Annotated in this window: 17 protein-coding genes; 15 read left to right on the top strand and 2 right to left on the bottom strand. The window is 62.0% G+C overall.

Features of this window, described 5'->3' with window-relative positions:
• Positions 1-114 precede the first annotated feature (114 nt).
• From FJ940_RS14790 to FJ940_RS14745, 10 genes are all read left to right on the top strand, one after another.
• The gene (locus FJ940_RS14790; protein WP_140555044.1) at positions 115-741 is read left to right on the top strand and encodes a DUF1638 domain-containing protein; all 627 of its coding nucleotides are present in this window, start codon (positions 115-117) and stop codon (positions 739-741) included.
• Between the two features lie 262 nt (positions 742-1,003).
• Entirely contained in the window at positions 1,004-1,579 is a 576-nt protein-coding gene (locus tag FJ940_RS14785; RefSeq protein WP_140579816.1) for a DUF4893 domain-containing protein, read from the top strand.
• Positions 1,580-1,672: 93 nt separating this feature from the next.
• Positions 1,673-2,455 carry a formyl transferase gene (locus tag FJ940_RS14780; protein WP_140656994.1) on the top strand — a complete coding sequence of 261 codons (783 nt, stop codon included), beginning with the start codon at positions 1,673-1,675 and terminating at the stop codon, positions 2,453-2,455.
• A gap of 56 nt (positions 2,456-2,511) precedes the next feature.
• Positions 2,512-2,778, top strand: coding sequence for a DUF6290 family protein (locus FJ940_RS14775; RefSeq protein ID WP_140559615.1), 267 nt, complete (start codon positions 2,512-2,514; stop codon positions 2,776-2,778).
• 62 nt (positions 2,779-2,840) lie between these two features.
• Positions 2,841-3,296 (top strand): GNAT family N-acetyltransferase, encoded by a 456-nt coding sequence (locus FJ940_RS14770; protein ID WP_318012537.1) that lies wholly within the window; start codon positions 2,841-2,843, stop codon positions 3,294-3,296.
• Positions 3,297-3,438: 142 nt separating this feature from the next.
• On the top strand, positions 3,439-3,741 hold the full coding sequence (locus FJ940_RS14765; RefSeq protein ID WP_140516337.1) for a virulence factor: 303 nt from the start codon (positions 3,439-3,441) through the stop codon (positions 3,739-3,741).
• Positions 3,734-4,357: a methylenetetrahydrofolate reductase C-terminal domain-containing protein gene (locus FJ940_RS14760; RefSeq protein ID WP_140656992.1), complete on the top strand. Its 624-nt coding sequence runs from the start codon at positions 3,734-3,736 to the stop codon at positions 4,355-4,357. Before FJ940_RS14765 ends, FJ940_RS14760 begins: the two co-directional genes overlap by 8 nt.
• Positions 4,354-5,445: a methylenetetrahydrofolate reductase gene (locus FJ940_RS14755; protein WP_140516341.1), complete on the top strand. Its 1,092-nt coding sequence runs from the start codon at positions 4,354-4,356 to the stop codon at positions 5,443-5,445. Before FJ940_RS14760 ends, FJ940_RS14755 begins: the two co-directional genes overlap by 4 nt.
• Positions 5,446-5,526: 81 nt before the next feature.
• The gene (locus tag FJ940_RS14750; protein WP_140495648.1) at positions 5,527-6,501 is read left to right on the top strand and encodes a methyltetrahydrofolate cobalamin methyltransferase; all 975 of its coding nucleotides are present in this window, start codon (positions 5,527-5,529) and stop codon (positions 6,499-6,501) included.
• Positions 6,452-8,581, top strand: coding sequence for an ASKHA domain-containing protein (locus FJ940_RS14745; RefSeq protein WP_140495647.1), 2,130 nt, complete (start codon positions 6,452-6,454; stop codon positions 8,579-8,581). Before FJ940_RS14750 ends, FJ940_RS14745 begins: the two co-directional genes overlap by 50 nt.
• Before the next feature lie 41 nt (positions 8,582-8,622).
• On the opposite strand, the gene FJ940_RS14740 is transcribed toward FJ940_RS14745, so the two are convergent.
• Positions 8,623-9,651 (bottom strand): acyltransferase, encoded by a 1,029-nt coding sequence (locus tag FJ940_RS14740; protein ID WP_224619890.1) that lies wholly within the window; start codon positions 9,649-9,651, stop codon positions 8,623-8,625.
• Between the two features lie 132 nt (positions 9,652-9,783).
• Here FJ940_RS14740 and FJ940_RS29055 point away from each other — a divergent pair, with 132 nt between their 5' ends.
• Both FJ940_RS29055 and FJ940_RS14730 read left to right on the top strand, forming a co-directional pair.
• On the top strand, positions 9,784-10,143 hold the full coding sequence (locus tag FJ940_RS29055; protein WP_348640084.1) for a hypothetical protein: 360 nt from the start codon (positions 9,784-9,786) through the stop codon (positions 10,141-10,143).
• Positions 10,144-10,389: 246 nt separating this feature from the next.
• Positions 10,390-11,370: an alpha/beta hydrolase gene (locus FJ940_RS14730; RefSeq protein ID WP_140495645.1), complete on the top strand. Its 981-nt coding sequence runs from the start codon at positions 10,390-10,392 to the stop codon at positions 11,368-11,370.
• Here FJ940_RS14730 and FJ940_RS14725 read toward each other — a convergent pair whose 3' ends face one another.
• Entirely contained in the window at positions 11,371-12,270 is a 900-nt protein-coding gene (locus tag FJ940_RS14725; RefSeq protein WP_140495644.1) for a LysR substrate-binding domain-containing protein, read from the bottom strand.
• Between the two features lie 217 nt (positions 12,271-12,487).
• On the opposite strand from FJ940_RS14725, the gene FJ940_RS14720 reads away from it, so the two are divergent.
• The 3 genes from FJ940_RS14720 (at position 12,488) to FJ940_RS14710 (ending at position 14,440) form a co-directional block, all read left to right on the top strand.
• Positions 12,488-12,673 (top strand): hypothetical protein, encoded by a 186-nt coding sequence (locus FJ940_RS14720; RefSeq protein WP_140495643.1) that lies wholly within the window; start codon positions 12,488-12,490, stop codon positions 12,671-12,673.
• 358 nt (positions 12,674-13,031) lie between these two features.
• Positions 13,032-13,166 carry a hypothetical protein gene (locus FJ940_RS28990; protein ID WP_127853696.1) on the top strand — a complete coding sequence of 45 codons (135 nt, stop codon included), beginning with the start codon at positions 13,032-13,034 and terminating at the stop codon, positions 13,164-13,166.
• 272 nt (positions 13,167-13,438) lie between these two features.
• Positions 13,439-14,440: a GlxA family transcriptional regulator gene (locus FJ940_RS14710; RefSeq protein WP_140495642.1), complete on the top strand. Its 1,002-nt coding sequence runs from the start codon at positions 13,439-13,441 to the stop codon at positions 14,438-14,440.
• Positions 14,441-14,446 lie beyond the last annotated feature (6 nt).

Raw genomic sequence — 14,446 nt, 5'->3', positions numbered from 1 at the left:
GGCCAGGGCACAAGCCAGGATTGCGATTGGCGCAATGCGTAACAGTTTCATCGACGGTTTATCCCTCTCTCGGTAGATCGCCCCACAGCAACGAAAGCCGGCTCGGCTGGTTTCATGAAGATGCCCAGACCCAAGCAGAATCAAGCGGACAAGCTGCTCATCATCGCCTGCGGGATGATTGCGCGCGAGGTGTTGGCCGTCAAGGAACAGCTCGGGCTCCATCACCTCGAATTGACATGCCTCCCGGCCGAGTTTCATTTCTATCCGGACCGCATCGCGCCGGCGATGGACAAGGCCATCGAAAAGGCCAAGGCGGAAGGCTACAGCAACATCTTCGTCGGTTACGCCGATTGCGGCACCGGCGGCCTGCTCGATCGGGTCTGCGAGAAGCATGGCGTCGAACGCATGGCCGGTCCGCATTGCTTCGCCTTCTACCAGGGCATGGATGCCTATGCGAAGGTCGCCGACGACGACATGATGTCCTTCTACATGACCGATTTCCTCTGCCGCCAATTCGATGCCTTCTTCATGAAGCCGCTCGGTCTCGACAGGCATCCGGAGCTGATCAAGGACTATTTCGGCAATTACGAGAAGCTGATCTACCTGGCCCAGACCGACGATCCGGAGCTCGACAAGGTCGCGGAAAAGGCCGCGAAACTGCTTGGCCTCGTCTATGAGCGGCGCGCGACAGGCTATGGCGATCTGACGGCTGGGCTGGCCAAGGCCGCGGCTGACGTCTGACGTCTGACGCTGGCTGGGCTGCGGCCCTCTTGCGCGGCGATTGGCGATTATCGCCCTTTCCGAAGGCGAAGACAGGACGGATCGCCGCCTTCTACTGGAGAATGGCCTTGATCTGTTCCCAGGCCAATTGCCTTAATTTGGATCGCGGCGTGGTTTCGTTGTTAAGCACGGATGACAGCCTGCCGCGAATGGGTAAATTGCGCGCAACCCATGCAAAGGCGCCGTCCAGTGGTCGGCTGCCGGACACCGACGAGGAATGCCGATGACCCTTCGCCTGATGCTTGCCGTTGCCGGCCTTCTCTGCTGCACCTTGCCCGCGCTTGCTGACGGCGAGGTGCAGAAGCTGATCACCGCCGCCGACAAGGCGCGGCTGGACAAATATGGCGAGACGCGCAAGGCGGCTCTTGCCGAGGCGAAGGCGGGCAATCCTGGCGAGGTCAGGCAGCTCGACGCCTTGCTTGCCAAGCCGCTGGTTGCTTTCTCCGAGAAGGACCTCACCGGCAAATGGCAATGCCGCACCATCAAGGTGGGCGGGCTGAGCCCGCTCGTTATCTATGGCTGGTTCAAATGCCGGGTGACCGACGATGGCTCCGGCTGGCGGCTGGAAAAGCTCACCGGCTCGCAGCGCACCAAGGGCCGCTTCTTCGACGACGGCGAAAAGCGCGCGATCTATCTCGGTTCCGGTTCCGTCAACAACGACCAGGCAAAACCCTATGGCAGCGGCTCTCAAACAGACCAGGTCGGCTACGCCTTCCGCAATAGCGCCGGGGAATGGCGCATCGAGTTCCCCGCTCCCTATTACGAATCGAAGCTCGACATCATGGAGTTCAAGCGCTGAGCGGAGCCTTCCTGACGGCTCCGGCATACCAAGGATTAACCCGCCTCGTCTAAGCTCCGGCCGTGGCAGTTGGTCCCAGGGGTGGCAAGATCAATGGCAATACCGGAAACCGATCCGAGACCGATCGTGGTCGTTACCGGAGGAGGCCAGCACGTATGGGCAATGGTCAACGCCATCGCCGACCATGTCGGCCCAGTCATCGTGATCCTGGAAGTCCCTGAATCCAAAAAGCGATTGCTGCTTGGCCGTGCCCGGCGCCAGGGCTGGCTGCAGGCCACCGGCCAGCTCGGCACGATGGTGCTGAGCAGGCTGGGCAAGCGGCTCTACGCCAGCCATGCCGCCCGGTTGATTGCGCAGGAGAAGCTCGAGACCGAGCCGCGGCCGGGCCAGGAGATCATCCATGTTGCCTCGGCCAACGGGCCGGAGTGTCTAGCGGCGATCCAGAGAATCCAGCCAGGCATCGTCCTGCTTAACGGCTGCCGACTCCTGTCGAAGGACATGTTGGCCAGGATGCCTTGCCCGGTGCTCAACTATCATGCAGGTATCACGCCGAAATATCGCGGCATGAACGGCGGCTACTGGGCGTTGGCATCGGGCGATTCCGCGAATTTCGGCACCACGGTGCATCTGGTCGATGCCGGCGTGGATACGGGCGGCGTGCTGAAACAGGCCTACGGTCAGCCGAAACCAGGCGACACGATCTCAAGCTATGCGCTGCGCCAAACCGCGTTTTCGCGCGACATCTGCGTCGAGGCGGTCAGCGATGCTCTGGCCGGAAAACTCGTGACGTTCGATCCAGGCCTGCCATCTAAACAGTGGTACCACCCGACGATCTGGTTCTATCTCTGGACGGGGCTCAGAACCGGCATCTGGTAGCGCTGGCGATACTGGCGATCGTATGCTATTGTCATACAAAATATGGAGCCCTATCGATGTCCAGCATGGCGCCTGTCAGCGTTCGCGTCACCTCGGACGAGCGTGACATTCTCGAGGCCGCCGCCAGGCAGGCTCATACAAATCTGAGCGACTTCATTCGGCGCAAGGCTGTTGAGGCGGCCGAGATGGAGGTTTTGGGCGGCCGTGTCGTCGTTATTCCCGCAGTCGATTGGGAACAATTCGAGGCCTGGGCGAAATCGACGCCAACGACCATGCCTGGACTGCAAAGGCTTGCTGCGTCCAGGCCAGTATGGCGGGACTGACGCCACCCCGCCCGCTTGCCGGAGATGACAGCTGGGACGCTTTCGATTGCGGTCGTGAGTCGTTGAACAACTGGCTTCGCCGTCATGCATGGCGCAACCAGCAGGATGGATTGTCGCGGACGAGCCTCATCTGTGATTCCGAAACCGGTGGGATAGCGGCTTACGTTGCGCTGAGCGCTGGCCATATCGAACGCGCATACCTGCCCAAATCGGCACAGCGTAATCGGCCTGATCCCATTCCGGTAATCCTGCTCGGCCAGTTGGCCGTCGATCGCAAATATCAGGGACGCGGCTGCGGGCGCTCCCTTCTCCTGTTTGCGCTCAGGACGGCGGTGCGGTTTTCCAGCAATATCGGCTGCTTCGGCGTTATCACACACCCGCTGGACGAAGGCGTAAGAGACTTCTATCGCGACTTCGCTTTTCAGGATCTTCCATTCGATCCCAAACGGAGCATGATCGTCCGCATTGCCGATCTGAGGCACAATGGCTTCGATGGCAGCATCGATCATTCCTGCTGATTTCTGCCTCAGGCCGACATTGAAGATTGCCTTTCATTTTACGACATCCAAATGCGTCGCTTTTGAATGCGCGCGCGTCGTCCCATAACAAGCGGCCCAATTGCGCATGCGGCAATGCTCGCAGATCGAGGAGTGAGAATTCATGGCCGATCTGATCGTCGTCTACTGGCGCGACATCCCTGCCCAGGTCATCGTCAGGAAAGGCCGCCAGAACGCCAAGCGCGAACTGCCGCTGCGCTTCACCGAGGCGATCGACATGTGCGCCATGCGCACCGGCGCCGGCGGCACGGACGACTATCTAGCCGAATGGCGCAAGGCCGATCCGGTTCCGGTCGGCGACGACCTCGAAGCCGAGGTCGAGAAGGCATTCCAGGACATCGACGCGAAATATGACCGCGAGCGGCTGGTCGCTCTGGTGAAGGCGGGCGGCAAAGAAAATGTCTGAAACCATTCCCGCCAAGGAGAGCCCGGCGGCCCTCCAGCCGGTCACCCAGGCCACCCTGGTCAAGAAGGCGGCACCGAAATCCGACTACAAGCCGGCCGACGTGTCGCCACAGCGCCGCGTGCAGCGCTCCTTCGCGGTGAGATTGTGGTCGGTCCGGCACTCGCGCCTGCTCGAATGGTTCTATGCCCGCTTCGCCGACATGTTCCTTCTGCTGCATCCCTTGTGGAAAGGTATCGGTTACAGCCGTGTCGAGGCCCCGGTGAAGTTTGTCGAAAAGCGCGTCAAGGGCTTCATGTTCGACTGCCGCATGTGCGGCCAGTGCATCCTGTCCTCGACCGGCATGTCGTGCCCGATGAACTGCCCAAAACAGCTGCGCAACGGCCCCTGTGGCGGCGTGCGCGCCAACGGCAATTGCGAGGTGGAGCCCGACATGCCTTGCGTCTGGGTCAAGGCCTGGGAAGGGGCGCGCAACATGGAGCACGGCGACAGGATTCTCGCCGTGCAGAAGCCGGTCGACCAGTCGCTGCGCGAAACGTCCGCCTGGCTGCGCGTCACCGCGCAGGCGGCAGCCGCCCGTGAAGCCGCGGCCGATGCGAAGACCGGAGCGGCCGCATGATCGCCCGCCAGCGTGACGAGAACCCGGCCGGCATCCATCTGCCGCTCGACCCCTTGCCCGGCCACACCTCGCGCGGCCGGCTCGAACGCGTCCTGCGACGCGGTGAATTCGCGGTCACCACCGAGCTCAACCCGCCCGACAGCGCCGATCCCGAAGACGTCTACAACAGGGCGAAGATCTTCGACGGCTGGGTCGATGCCATCAATGCGGTCGATGCGTCGGGCGCCAACTGTCATATGTCGTCGGTCGGCATCTGCGCGCTCCTGACCCGCATGGGCTACGCACCGATCATGCAGATCGCCTGCCGGGACAAGAACCGCATCGCCATCCAGGGCGACGTGCTGGGCGGGGCTGCCATGGGCGTCGCCAACATGCTGTGCCTGACAGGCGACGGCGTGCAGGCCGGCGATCAGCCCGGCGCCAAGCCGGTGTTCGACCTCGATTCCATGTCGCTGCTCGAAACCATCCGCATCATGCGCGACAACGGCAAGTTCCTGTCCGGCCGCAAGCTCACCACGCCGCCGCAGTTGTTCCTCGGCGCGGCCGTCAATCCGTTCGCACCACCCTTCGACTTCCGCCCGATCCATCTCGGCAAGAAGATCGCCGCCGGCGCTCAGTTCGTCCAAACGCAGTATTGTTTCGACGTACCGATGTTCAAGACCTTCATGCAAAAGGCACGCGATCTCGGCCACACGGAGAAAGTGTTCGTCCTGTGCGGTGTCGGACCGCTCGCCTCGGCCAAGACCGCCAAATGGATCCGCTCCAACGTGCCGGGAATCCATATTCCCGATACCGTCATCAAGCGGCTGGAAGGCGCCCAGGACCAGAAGAAGGAAGGCAAGCAGCTCTGCATCGACATCATCAACGAGGTGAAGGAAATCCCAGGCGTTTCAGGCGTCCATGTGATGGCCTACCGCCAGGAGGAGTATGTCGCCGAGATCGTCGATGAATCGGGCGTGCTGAAGGGCCGCCAGCCGTGGAAGCGCGAAATCCGCCGCGACGACCAGATGGTCGCCGACCGGCTCGACCATATCCTGCACGACGATGTTACCGAAACCCAGGTGGACATGGTGAAGACCGCGCATTGACTTGCGCGGAGAACCACCATTCGCTTGATCGACAAGAGATAACGATATAAAGAACTCTTTATATCACGACGGAGAGATTTCATGACCCGGACCATCGTTGCCTCGGCGACACGAGAAATCATCATCGGCTTCGACCAGCCCTTCTGCGTGATTGGCGAGCGCATCAACCCGACTGGCCGCAAGAAGCTCGCCGCCGAGATGATCGCCGGCAATTTCGAAACCGTCATCAAGGACGCGCTGGAACAGGCCGCTTGCGGTGCCACCATGCTCGACGTCAATGCCGGCGTCACCGCCGTCGACCCCAACGCGACCGAGCCGGCATTGCTGGTACAGACGCTGGAGATCGTCCAGGGCCTGGTCGACCTGCCGCTGTCGATCGACTCCTCGGTCACCGCCGCGATCGAGGCGGCGCTCAAGGTCGCCAAGGGCCGTCCGCTGGTCAACTCCGTCACCGGCGAGGAGGAAAAACTCGAAGCCATCCTGCCGCTGATCAAGAAATACAACGTGCCGGTCGTCGCCATCTCCAATGACGAGACCGGCATTTCGATGGATCCGGATGTGCGCTTCGCCGTCGCCAAGAAGATCGTGCAGCGCTGCGCCGATTTCGGCATTCCGGCGCATGACGTCGTCGTCGACCCGCTGGTCATGCCGATCGGCGCGCTCGGCGATGCCGGCCGCCAGGTGTTCGCCCTGCTGCGGCGCCTGCGCGAGGAACTGAAGGTCAACACCACCTGCGGCCTGTCCAACATCTCCTTCGGCCTGCCGCACCGCCACGGCATCAACGCCGCCTTCATCCCGATGGTGATCGGCGCCGGCATGACATCGGCCATCATGAACCCGGTGCGTCCGCAGGAAATGGAAGCCGTGCGCGGCGCCAACGTTCTGAACGGCACCGACGAGAATTGCACCAACTGGATTCGCACCTATAAGGATTACAAGCCGGCCGAAGGCGGCCAAGCGGTCGCCGCTCCGACGGCGGTCAATGCACCAGGCGAAGGCGGCGGCAATGGCGGTCGCCGTCGTGGCGGTCGTGAAGCCCGCATGGCAAGGGGATAAGCGCGCAATCGTGAATTCGCATACCAACATCACCGATCCGCTCGTGCTGTTCATGCCGTCGGGCAAACGCGGGCGGTTTCCGGTCGGCACGCCGGTGCTCGACGCCGCGCGCCAGCTCGGCGTCTATGTCGAGAGCGTGTGCGGCGGGCGCGCCACTTGCGGGCGCTGCCAGATCGAGGTGCAGGAAGGCAATTTCGCCAAGCACAAGATCGTCTCCTCCAACGACCACATCTCGCCCAAGGGGCCCAAGGAAGAGCGCTATGAGCGCGTGCGCGGCCTGCCGGAACGGCGCCGCCTCTCCTGCTCGGCGCAGATCCTCGGCGACCTTGTCATCGACGTGCCGCAGGACACGGTCATCAACGCACAGACCATCCGCAAGGATGCCGACACCAGGGTGATCGCGCGCGATACGGCGATCCGCATGTGCTATGTCGAAATCGAAGAACCCGACATGCACAATCCTTCAGGCGATCTCGACCGGCTCAAGATCGCGCTGATGAAGGACTGGAACTTCAAGAACCTCGAATTCGATTTCTATTTGCTGCCGCAGGTGCAGGGCATCTTGCGCAAGGGCAACTGGACCGCGACCGCCGCCATCCACAAGGATGCCGACAGCGATATCGCGCGCGTCATCGCTTTGTGGCCCGGCCTCAAGAACGAGGCCTATGGGCTGGCCTGCGATATCGGCTCGACCACCATCGCCATGCATCTGGTGTCGCTGCTGTCGGGCCGCGTCGCCGCTTCGTCAGGCACGTCGAACCCGCAGATCCGCTTCGGCGAGGATCTGATGAGCCGCGTCTCCTATGTGATGATGAACCCGGATGGCCGCGAAGGCATGACGGTCGCCGTGCGCGAGGCGATCTCCGGCCTTGTCGACAAGGTCTGCGCGGAGGGCAGTGTCCAGCGCAACGATATCCTGGATTCCGTCTTCGTCGGCAATCCGATCATGCACCATCTGTTCCTCGGCATCGATCCGACTGAACTCGGCGGTGCCCCCTTCGCGCTCGCCGTCTCCGGCGCGGTGCGCATCAAGGCCTCGGATATCGGCCTCAAGCTCAACCCGGGCGCACGGCTCTACATGCTGCCCTGCATCGCCGGCCATGTCGGCGCCGACGCCGCGGCGGTGACGCTGTCGGAGGGCCCGCATCGCCAGGACGAGATGATGCTGATCGTCGACGTCGGCACCAATGCCGAGATCGTGCTCGGCAATCGTGCGCGAGTTGTGGCTGCTTCCTCGCCCACCGGTCCCGCCTTCGAAGGCGCGGAAATTTCCGGCGGCCAGCGCGCCGCGCCCGGCGCCATCGAGCGCGTGCGCATCGATCCCGACACGCTCGAGCCGAAATACCGCGTCATCGGCTCTGAACTGTGGTCCGACGAGCCGGGCTTCCTCGACAGCGTGCAGGCGACCGGCGTCACCGGCATTTGCGGCTCCGGCATCATCGAGATCGTCGCGGAGATGTATCTGGCCGGCATCATTTCCGAAGACGGCGTCGTCGACGGATCGCTCAGCATGCGCTCGCCGCGTATCGTCGCCAACGGCCGCACCTTCTCCTACGTGCTGAAGGAAGGCGAGCCGAAGATCACCATCACCCAGACCGACGTGCGCGCCATCCAACTCGCCAAGGCAGCACTTTATGCCGGCACCAAGCTGTTGATGGAAAAGCAGAACACCGAGCATGTCGACCGCATCCACTTCGCCGGCGCCTTCGGCTCCTTCATCGATCCGAAATACGCCATGGTGCTGGGCCTGATCCCCGATTGCGACCTCGACAAGGTCTCGGCCGTCGGCAACGCCGCCGGCGCGGGCGCGCGCATGGCGCTGCTCAATCGCGGCTATCGTCGCGAGATCGAGGAGACGGTGAGCCAGATCGAGAAGATCGAGACCGCACTGGAGCCCAAATTCCAGGAGCACTTCGTCTATGCGATGGCGTTGCCGAACAAGGTCGATCCGTTCCCGAAACTGTCGGCGGCGGTGAAGCTGCCGCCGCGCAAGACGGTGAGCGAAGACGGCATCGCCGGCGACGCCACCCCGCGCCGGCGCTCGCGCGAAGGCCACGCCGCGCGACGTGGCCGGGAATAAAATTAGGGCACAATGCAACGCCGAGGCGCCTTGGCCGCTTGTCAGTCGTTTGCCTCATTCGATGGCAAGCGCAAGCTGGGCCGCTGAGCCAGCAACGGCATGCTTTTGACGCGCGACCGGTTGAGAAAGCCCGTCAGCGGCTTTTCAATCGACAGGTAAAGCATCGCGGAAAGCGCGATGCTGATCAAGGCAATCGGCGCCGGCTGCCAATTTGGCGGAACCCCAAGCCGCAGCATGATGCCAGTTACCACGACAACCACCAGCACATGCCACAAGTAGATCGAATACGAGGCACTACCAAAAAATGTAAGCAGGGCCACGGGGTTGAACGGTCTGGCACGCTCGGCAAAAACCGCTCCGGCAACGATCAGGGTCGCCGGAATACCCCAACGCAGAACACGAGGCAGCTCGGGGTCAAGCATCTGGATCGTCATCAACAGGAGAAATCCGCCAACAACCAGCGCCAGCGCCGGCACAAGCCGGAGCCGAATATCCTCCATCCACAGCCGCCCGATAACAATGCCGGCCGCGAACTCGAGCATGAGGGGAGAGGTAAAGCGGTAGCCTTTGAGCAGCAAGTTCGATGCGACCATCACCGTCAGCACGCCGATCAGCGCGGCAAAACGCTGCTTCTCGCCTAAAAAGAGCGCCAAGGCGAAAATGACGTAAAACATCATTTCATAGCACAGCGTCCAGCCCTGGATCACCACGGGATGAAGTACCCCATCCTGCACGATCGGAAGAAACACCAGCGAGCCGAAAAAATTTTCCGGGCTCAGCACATGTCCGTAGAGAAATTGCGGCTTGAGGAAAATTGCCAGCGCGGTCAGCACCGTGACGATCCAATAGAGCGGCACGATGCGAACAATCCGACGCCATATGAAACGCCGTGGATTGGCAGGGCGATCGGCCGTGGTCACCCACATGATGAAACCGCTGATGACAAAAAACAGGTCGACGCCAGCAGCACCGACCGCGAACGGACCGCCGAACTGTTCGTTGATGTGAAAGCAAACTACCGCGGAAGCGGCGAGTCCTCGAAGGTATTGGATACTGTGAATGTCATTCACGCCATACTCCTTACCCGCACCCCCGATGCTGCAATGCACAATAGCAGACATCCGCCATCTGCTGTCAGCGGGCAAGCTAGGTAGGATCGCGGCACGCCCTCTTGGACGCGGCCAAGAAGCGATCGCTCGGGGGTGTCAATCGCCCTGCAATTTCATTTGTATGCAAATGTTTCCGGAATGACTGATCCGGAAACCAAATCACCGTTTTCGCGAAATCCGACCGATACATGGCAGGCGCATTTACCCGGCATCGAACGGCGGTCGAAGATAATCCTCGGCCGCCGCCGTTCTTCAAGGGAGATGAAAATGTCGATGTTCGAAAATCTCGGCCGCTACGGTGCGACCATCAGGCAGGCCCGTGCCAGGAACAAGGCCGTCCGCGCCCTGAACAGCCTGCCGGCGCATGTCCAGAAAGACATCGGCTGGCCGGCCTCGCCGCCCAGCGACCCGCAGGCGGCGCTTTCCGCCCTGCTTTTGGGCTTTACGCGCTGATGACCTTCGCCGAAAAGTGCAAACTGCTCGGCACGCGCCGGAGCCCGCGAGGGGCTCCGGCCGTCACCAGCAACCGCCTGCGCGCAGCCCTTCTGCCGCAGCGCTGATCCCTCCCGCGAGAAATGCGGCGCCGATCACAGCGACGTGTGCACACAGCGTAAATCTTGACATCTTCGACCAGGGCACGATCTTCAAATATGAAGGGGACTTCTCTTAGTCGGCTGCCGCCGAAGTTCGTGTATCCGCATGCCAAGTTTGAAAAGCCACGTCGTGTCCTTCGTGCTCAGGCACAGTCGCAAGAAGGCGTTTTCCAGCCCGGAAAACCTGCAGCGCTGGATCGCTGCGGCGCGCCGGACAGAGGACCATCACCCTCCGGTGTCAGTGCAGCAGCGCTTCAACATCGAGACGCGCACCGTCGACGGCTTTCCCGTCTACGAGATCGCCCCCAGGGCCGGCGAGCGCAAGCGGGTTCTCTATCTGCACGGCGGCGCCTATGTCTTTGAAATCACGCCCTATCATTGGCACCTGATCGCCGACATGGCCGACCGGCTGGGCTATGCCTTTACGGTGCCCATCTATCCCATCGCGCCCGAGCATGACTTCCACGCCATGTTCGGCATGGTCGGCGACGTCTATCGCCGGATGCTCGGCGAGACGGAGGCGGAAGACATCATCTTCATGGGCGATTCCGCCGGCGGCAACATGGCCGTGGTGCTCACCATGATGGCTGCCGAAGAAGGCCTGCCCTTGCCGTCGCGCCATGTGCTGATCTCACCCGGGCTCGACGTCTCGCTTGCAAACCCCGAGGTGTTCGAGGCGGAGCGGAACGATCCCTGGCTGGGCATCGCGGGCGGACGGGAGGCTATCCGGCTCTACAGTGCCGGAATAGACCCGACGGACTGGCATATCAGCCCCGTCTATGGCGACCTCTCGGTGCTGCCCAGGACATTGCTCCTGGCGGGCTCTCGCGATCTTCTCACGCCCGACAATCTGATCTTCGCACAAAAAGCACGGGCCGCTGGCGTCGAGGTAGAGCTCGTGCACGAGGAAGGCATGTTCCACGTCTGGCCGCTGATCGACATGCCGGAATCGCGCCGCGCGCGCGAACGGATCGTGGCGTTTCTGACCGAGAACCCCTCGCCCCTTGTTGAAGGCGCCGGCGCAAGCTTCGAAGCGCCGTCCACCGAGGCTTCGGGGCAGAGCCTCCAGTCAGAGCACCCCGGTTGATCAGAACTTGCCGGTTTCCCGGAAGACTTCGAACGTCGCCCGGATGTGGTCGGCCACCGCCTTGACCGGCGCGCTGGCGTCCGGCGCTACCACCATGGCGAGGTTATAGGTGCCGATATCGGGCATGCCGTCCTTGGGGCAGAGCTCGACCATGTCGTTGCCGAGGAAAGACTTCGGCAGCGGCGCCACGGCGAGATCTGACATGATGGCGGCGCGCTGGCCGGCCGTATGCGCGCTCATATACGCGATGCGGTAGTTGCGGCCCTCGCGGCTCAGCGCTTCGAGCGCCCCTGCCCGCCAGGCGCAGCCCTCTTCCCACAGCGACACCGGCAAGGGTTCGCGCAGATGCGCGCAGCCGCCCTTGGCGCCGGCCCAGACGATCGGCTCCGTCAACAGCACCTCGGCGCCGAGCGCGCTGGTCTTGTAGGAATTGGTGAGCAGCGTGATGTCGAGCGCCCGGTCATCCATGCGCCGGCGCAGATTGCTGCTCTGGTCGATGGTGACGTCGACGGCGATCGATGGATGCGACTGCGCAAAACGCTTCAGCACATGCGGCAGCACGCGCTCGCCATAATCGTCCGGCGAACCCAGCCGCACCACGCCGACAATATCGGGAATGATGAACTTGGACACCGCCTCGCGATTGATCGACAGCAGACGACGGGCATAGCCCAGCAGCATTTCCCCGTCGGTGGTCAGCGTCACCGAGCGCGCATCGCGCGCGAACACCGAGCGGCCCAGAATATCTTCCAGCTTCTTGATCTGCATGGAGACCGCCGAGGGCGTACGGAAGACCGCATTGGCCGCTGTGGTGAAGCTGCCGGTTTCGGCGATCGCCACGAAAGTGCGCAGCACGTCGAGGTCCAGCAGCGGCAGCGGATGATTGAGTGGGGCGTTCATGACGATCGACCTTCAATTTTTCTGATGCAAACTATCATTCCATTTCGTTTGATTGAACATCAGTTCGAGCGCATAGTCAACTCCATCGAAGCAGGATGCTGCCAAGGCAGCCACGAAACGATCACGACACAGACCTGCCTTCGACATGCAATGAAGCTGATACAGACCTGACGTAAGGCATTGCCGGGCACTTCCGCCCCGACATGAGGAGATCGAAATGTCTATCCTGTCATCCATCGGTCGGCTTGCGACCGAATTCAGCGCGGCCCGCGCCCGCTACCAGACCGAACGCGCCATCCGCTCCCTGCCGATCGAGCTGCAGAAGGATATTGGCTGGCCTGAAGCGGCCGACACGAAGGCCGGCATACGCGCCGGCGTCGGATCCTGGGCTGGAGCAAAGTAAACCGTGTGTACCATGCATTGAAGGCCTGCCGCGCAAACCGCCCGGCAGGTCTTCTTGTTTTACCGACCTGTTTTGCCGTTTTATTTGCGTTCACATGAATTTCGGAGCCATGCTGCCGCTGCATGGCGCATATGAACAAGCCGCATAGCGGCTTGGTTTTAAGCTAACCGTTTGTAAATTATCGAAAAATCCGGGAATGCCTACAAAGCCTCCCGCCTTGCGTGTCGCTTTTCATATCAAGTGCTTCGCTTTTGCGATTTAGTTTTTACTTACACAAGCCTATATCCACGCCAGCAAACGAGCTGCCCCACTCCATCAAGCGAAGGCGACCCGTCTGAGCAACCGATTGGAGATGAACATGAAGCTTTTTGCCCGCCTTTTCCCTCGCCGCGAAATGAACCTGACCACGGCCCTCGAGCGCCAGCGCCTTGCCAACACCATGCCCGGCCAGACCGGCGCCATGGCTGCCGCACGCCTCGGTTTCGTCGCCTGAACCGATCCCGCAGGCAGCGCTCCTTCGCGCTGCCTGAATAGATGACGCCGCCCGGTTCCGCCGAGGCGGCGTTTGTTTGCACACCCCTGACGGCGCTTCCATCATGGACGGCGCCGCGGCTGCGCGGCATCGCAACACGATTGCCCATTTGCGACCCATGTCGCAAATTAAATCTTGCTAAAGCTCCTTAGCCGATTGACAAGGATGGTTTTTCCTGTTGTCGCTATGCTATTCGCGACATTCTGTTCGCGCCATGGCTGCGTGAGGTTCCCGTGAACGCCGTTAAGCATCCGATCAAGCGATCGTTTGTATTTTTTCTCATTCCCGACTTCACCATGATCGCGTTTGCGACGGCGCTCGACCCGCTGCGCTCGGCCAATCGCATGCTCGGCTACGAGGCCTATCGATGGCGCCTCGCCAGCATCGACGGCAAGCCGGTGCGCGCTTCGAACGGTGTCGAATGCGCGGTCAACACCTCGCTGGAGGAGGAGCGCAGGAAAATGGGAGGGCCGGATCGCCCCAACATGGCCATCGTCTGTAGCGGCACCAATGTCGAGCGCTATCAGAACAAGTCCGCTTTCGCCTGGCTGCGCGAGGAATACAATCGTGGCGTCTCCGTCGGCGGCCTGTGCACCGGAGCGCATGTTCTGGCCGCTGCCGGCCTGTTGTCCAACAAGCGCTGCGCCATCCATTGGGAGAACCTGCCGGGCTTCTCCGAGGCATTCCCGAAGGCCAATGTCTTTGCCGACCTGTTCGAGATCGACCAGAACATCTACACCTGCGCCGGCGGCACCGCCGCGCTCGACATGATGCTGAAGCTGATCGGCGACGATTTCGACGAGAATCTCGTCAACCGCGTCTGCGAACAGGTGCTGACCGACCGTGTGCGCAGCCCCACCGACCGCCAGCGCCTGCCGCTGCGCGCCCGGCTCGGCGTACAGAACTCGAAAGTGCTGACCATCATCGAACTGATGGAAGGCAATCTGTCGGAGCCGCTGTCGCTGATCGAGATCGCCGACCATGTCGACCTGTCGCGTCGCCAGATCGAGCGGCTGTTCCGCACCGAGATGGGACGCTCGCCGGCCCGCTATTATCTCGAAATCCGCCTCGACCGTGCAAGGCATCTCTTGATCCAGTCCTCGATGCCGGTGGTCGAGGTGGCGGTCGCCTGCGGCTTCGTTTCGGCCTCGCATTTCTCGAAATGCTACCGCGAGCTCTACGCCCGCTCGCCGCAGCAGGAACGCGTCGACCGCAAGCAGCTGCTGGCGGCATAGAGGCGC

The sequence above is a fragment of the Mesorhizobium sp. B2-3-7 genome, from assembly GCF_006442695.1.
In the GTDB taxonomy this organism is placed as follows: Bacteria; Pseudomonadota; Alphaproteobacteria; order Rhizobiales; family Rhizobiaceae; genus Mesorhizobium.
The sequence above is the reverse complement of the archived record's forward strand: the minus strand, read 5'-3'. Positions and strand labels throughout refer to the sequence as shown.

Coding starts and splice junctions, on each gene's coding strand:
- FJ940_RS14790 (WP_140555044.1), top strand. CDS start 115: ATGAAGATGCCCAGACCCAAGCAGAATCAAGCGGACAAGCTGCTCATC.
- FJ940_RS14785 (WP_140579816.1), top strand. CDS start 1,004: ATGACCCTTCGCCTGATGCTTGCCGTTGCCGGCCTTCTCTGCTGCACC.
- FJ940_RS14780 (WP_140656994.1), top strand. CDS start 1,673: ATGGCAATACCGGAAACCGATCCGAGACCGATCGTGGTCGTTACCGGA.
- FJ940_RS14775 (WP_140559615.1), top strand. CDS start 2,512: ATGTCCAGCATGGCGCCTGTCAGCGTTCGCGTCACCTCGGACGAGCGT.
- FJ940_RS14765 (WP_140516337.1), top strand. CDS start 3,439: ATGGCCGATCTGATCGTCGTCTACTGGCGCGACATCCCTGCCCAGGTC.
- FJ940_RS14760 (WP_140656992.1), top strand. CDS start 3,734: ATGTCTGAAACCATTCCCGCCAAGGAGAGCCCGGCGGCCCTCCAGCCG.
- FJ940_RS14755 (WP_140516341.1), top strand. CDS start 4,354: ATGATCGCCCGCCAGCGTGACGAGAACCCGGCCGGCATCCATCTGCCG.
- FJ940_RS14750 (WP_140495648.1), top strand. CDS start 5,527: ATGACCCGGACCATCGTTGCCTCGGCGACACGAGAAATCATCATCGGC.
- FJ940_RS14745 (WP_140495647.1), top strand. CDS start 6,452: ATGGCGGTCGCCGTCGTGGCGGTCGTGAAGCCCGCATGGCAAGGGGAT.
- FJ940_RS14730 (WP_140495645.1), top strand. CDS start 10,390: ATGCCAAGTTTGAAAAGCCACGTCGTGTCCTTCGTGCTCAGGCACAGT.
- FJ940_RS14725 (WP_140495644.1), bottom strand. CDS start 12,270: ATGAACGCCCCACTCAATCATCCGCTGCCGCTGCTGGACCTCGACGTG.
- FJ940_RS14720 (WP_140495643.1), top strand. CDS start 12,488: ATGTCTATCCTGTCATCCATCGGTCGGCTTGCGACCGAATTCAGCGCG.
- FJ940_RS28990 (WP_127853696.1), top strand. CDS start 13,032: ATGAAGCTTTTTGCCCGCCTTTTCCCTCGCCGCGAAATGAACCTGACC.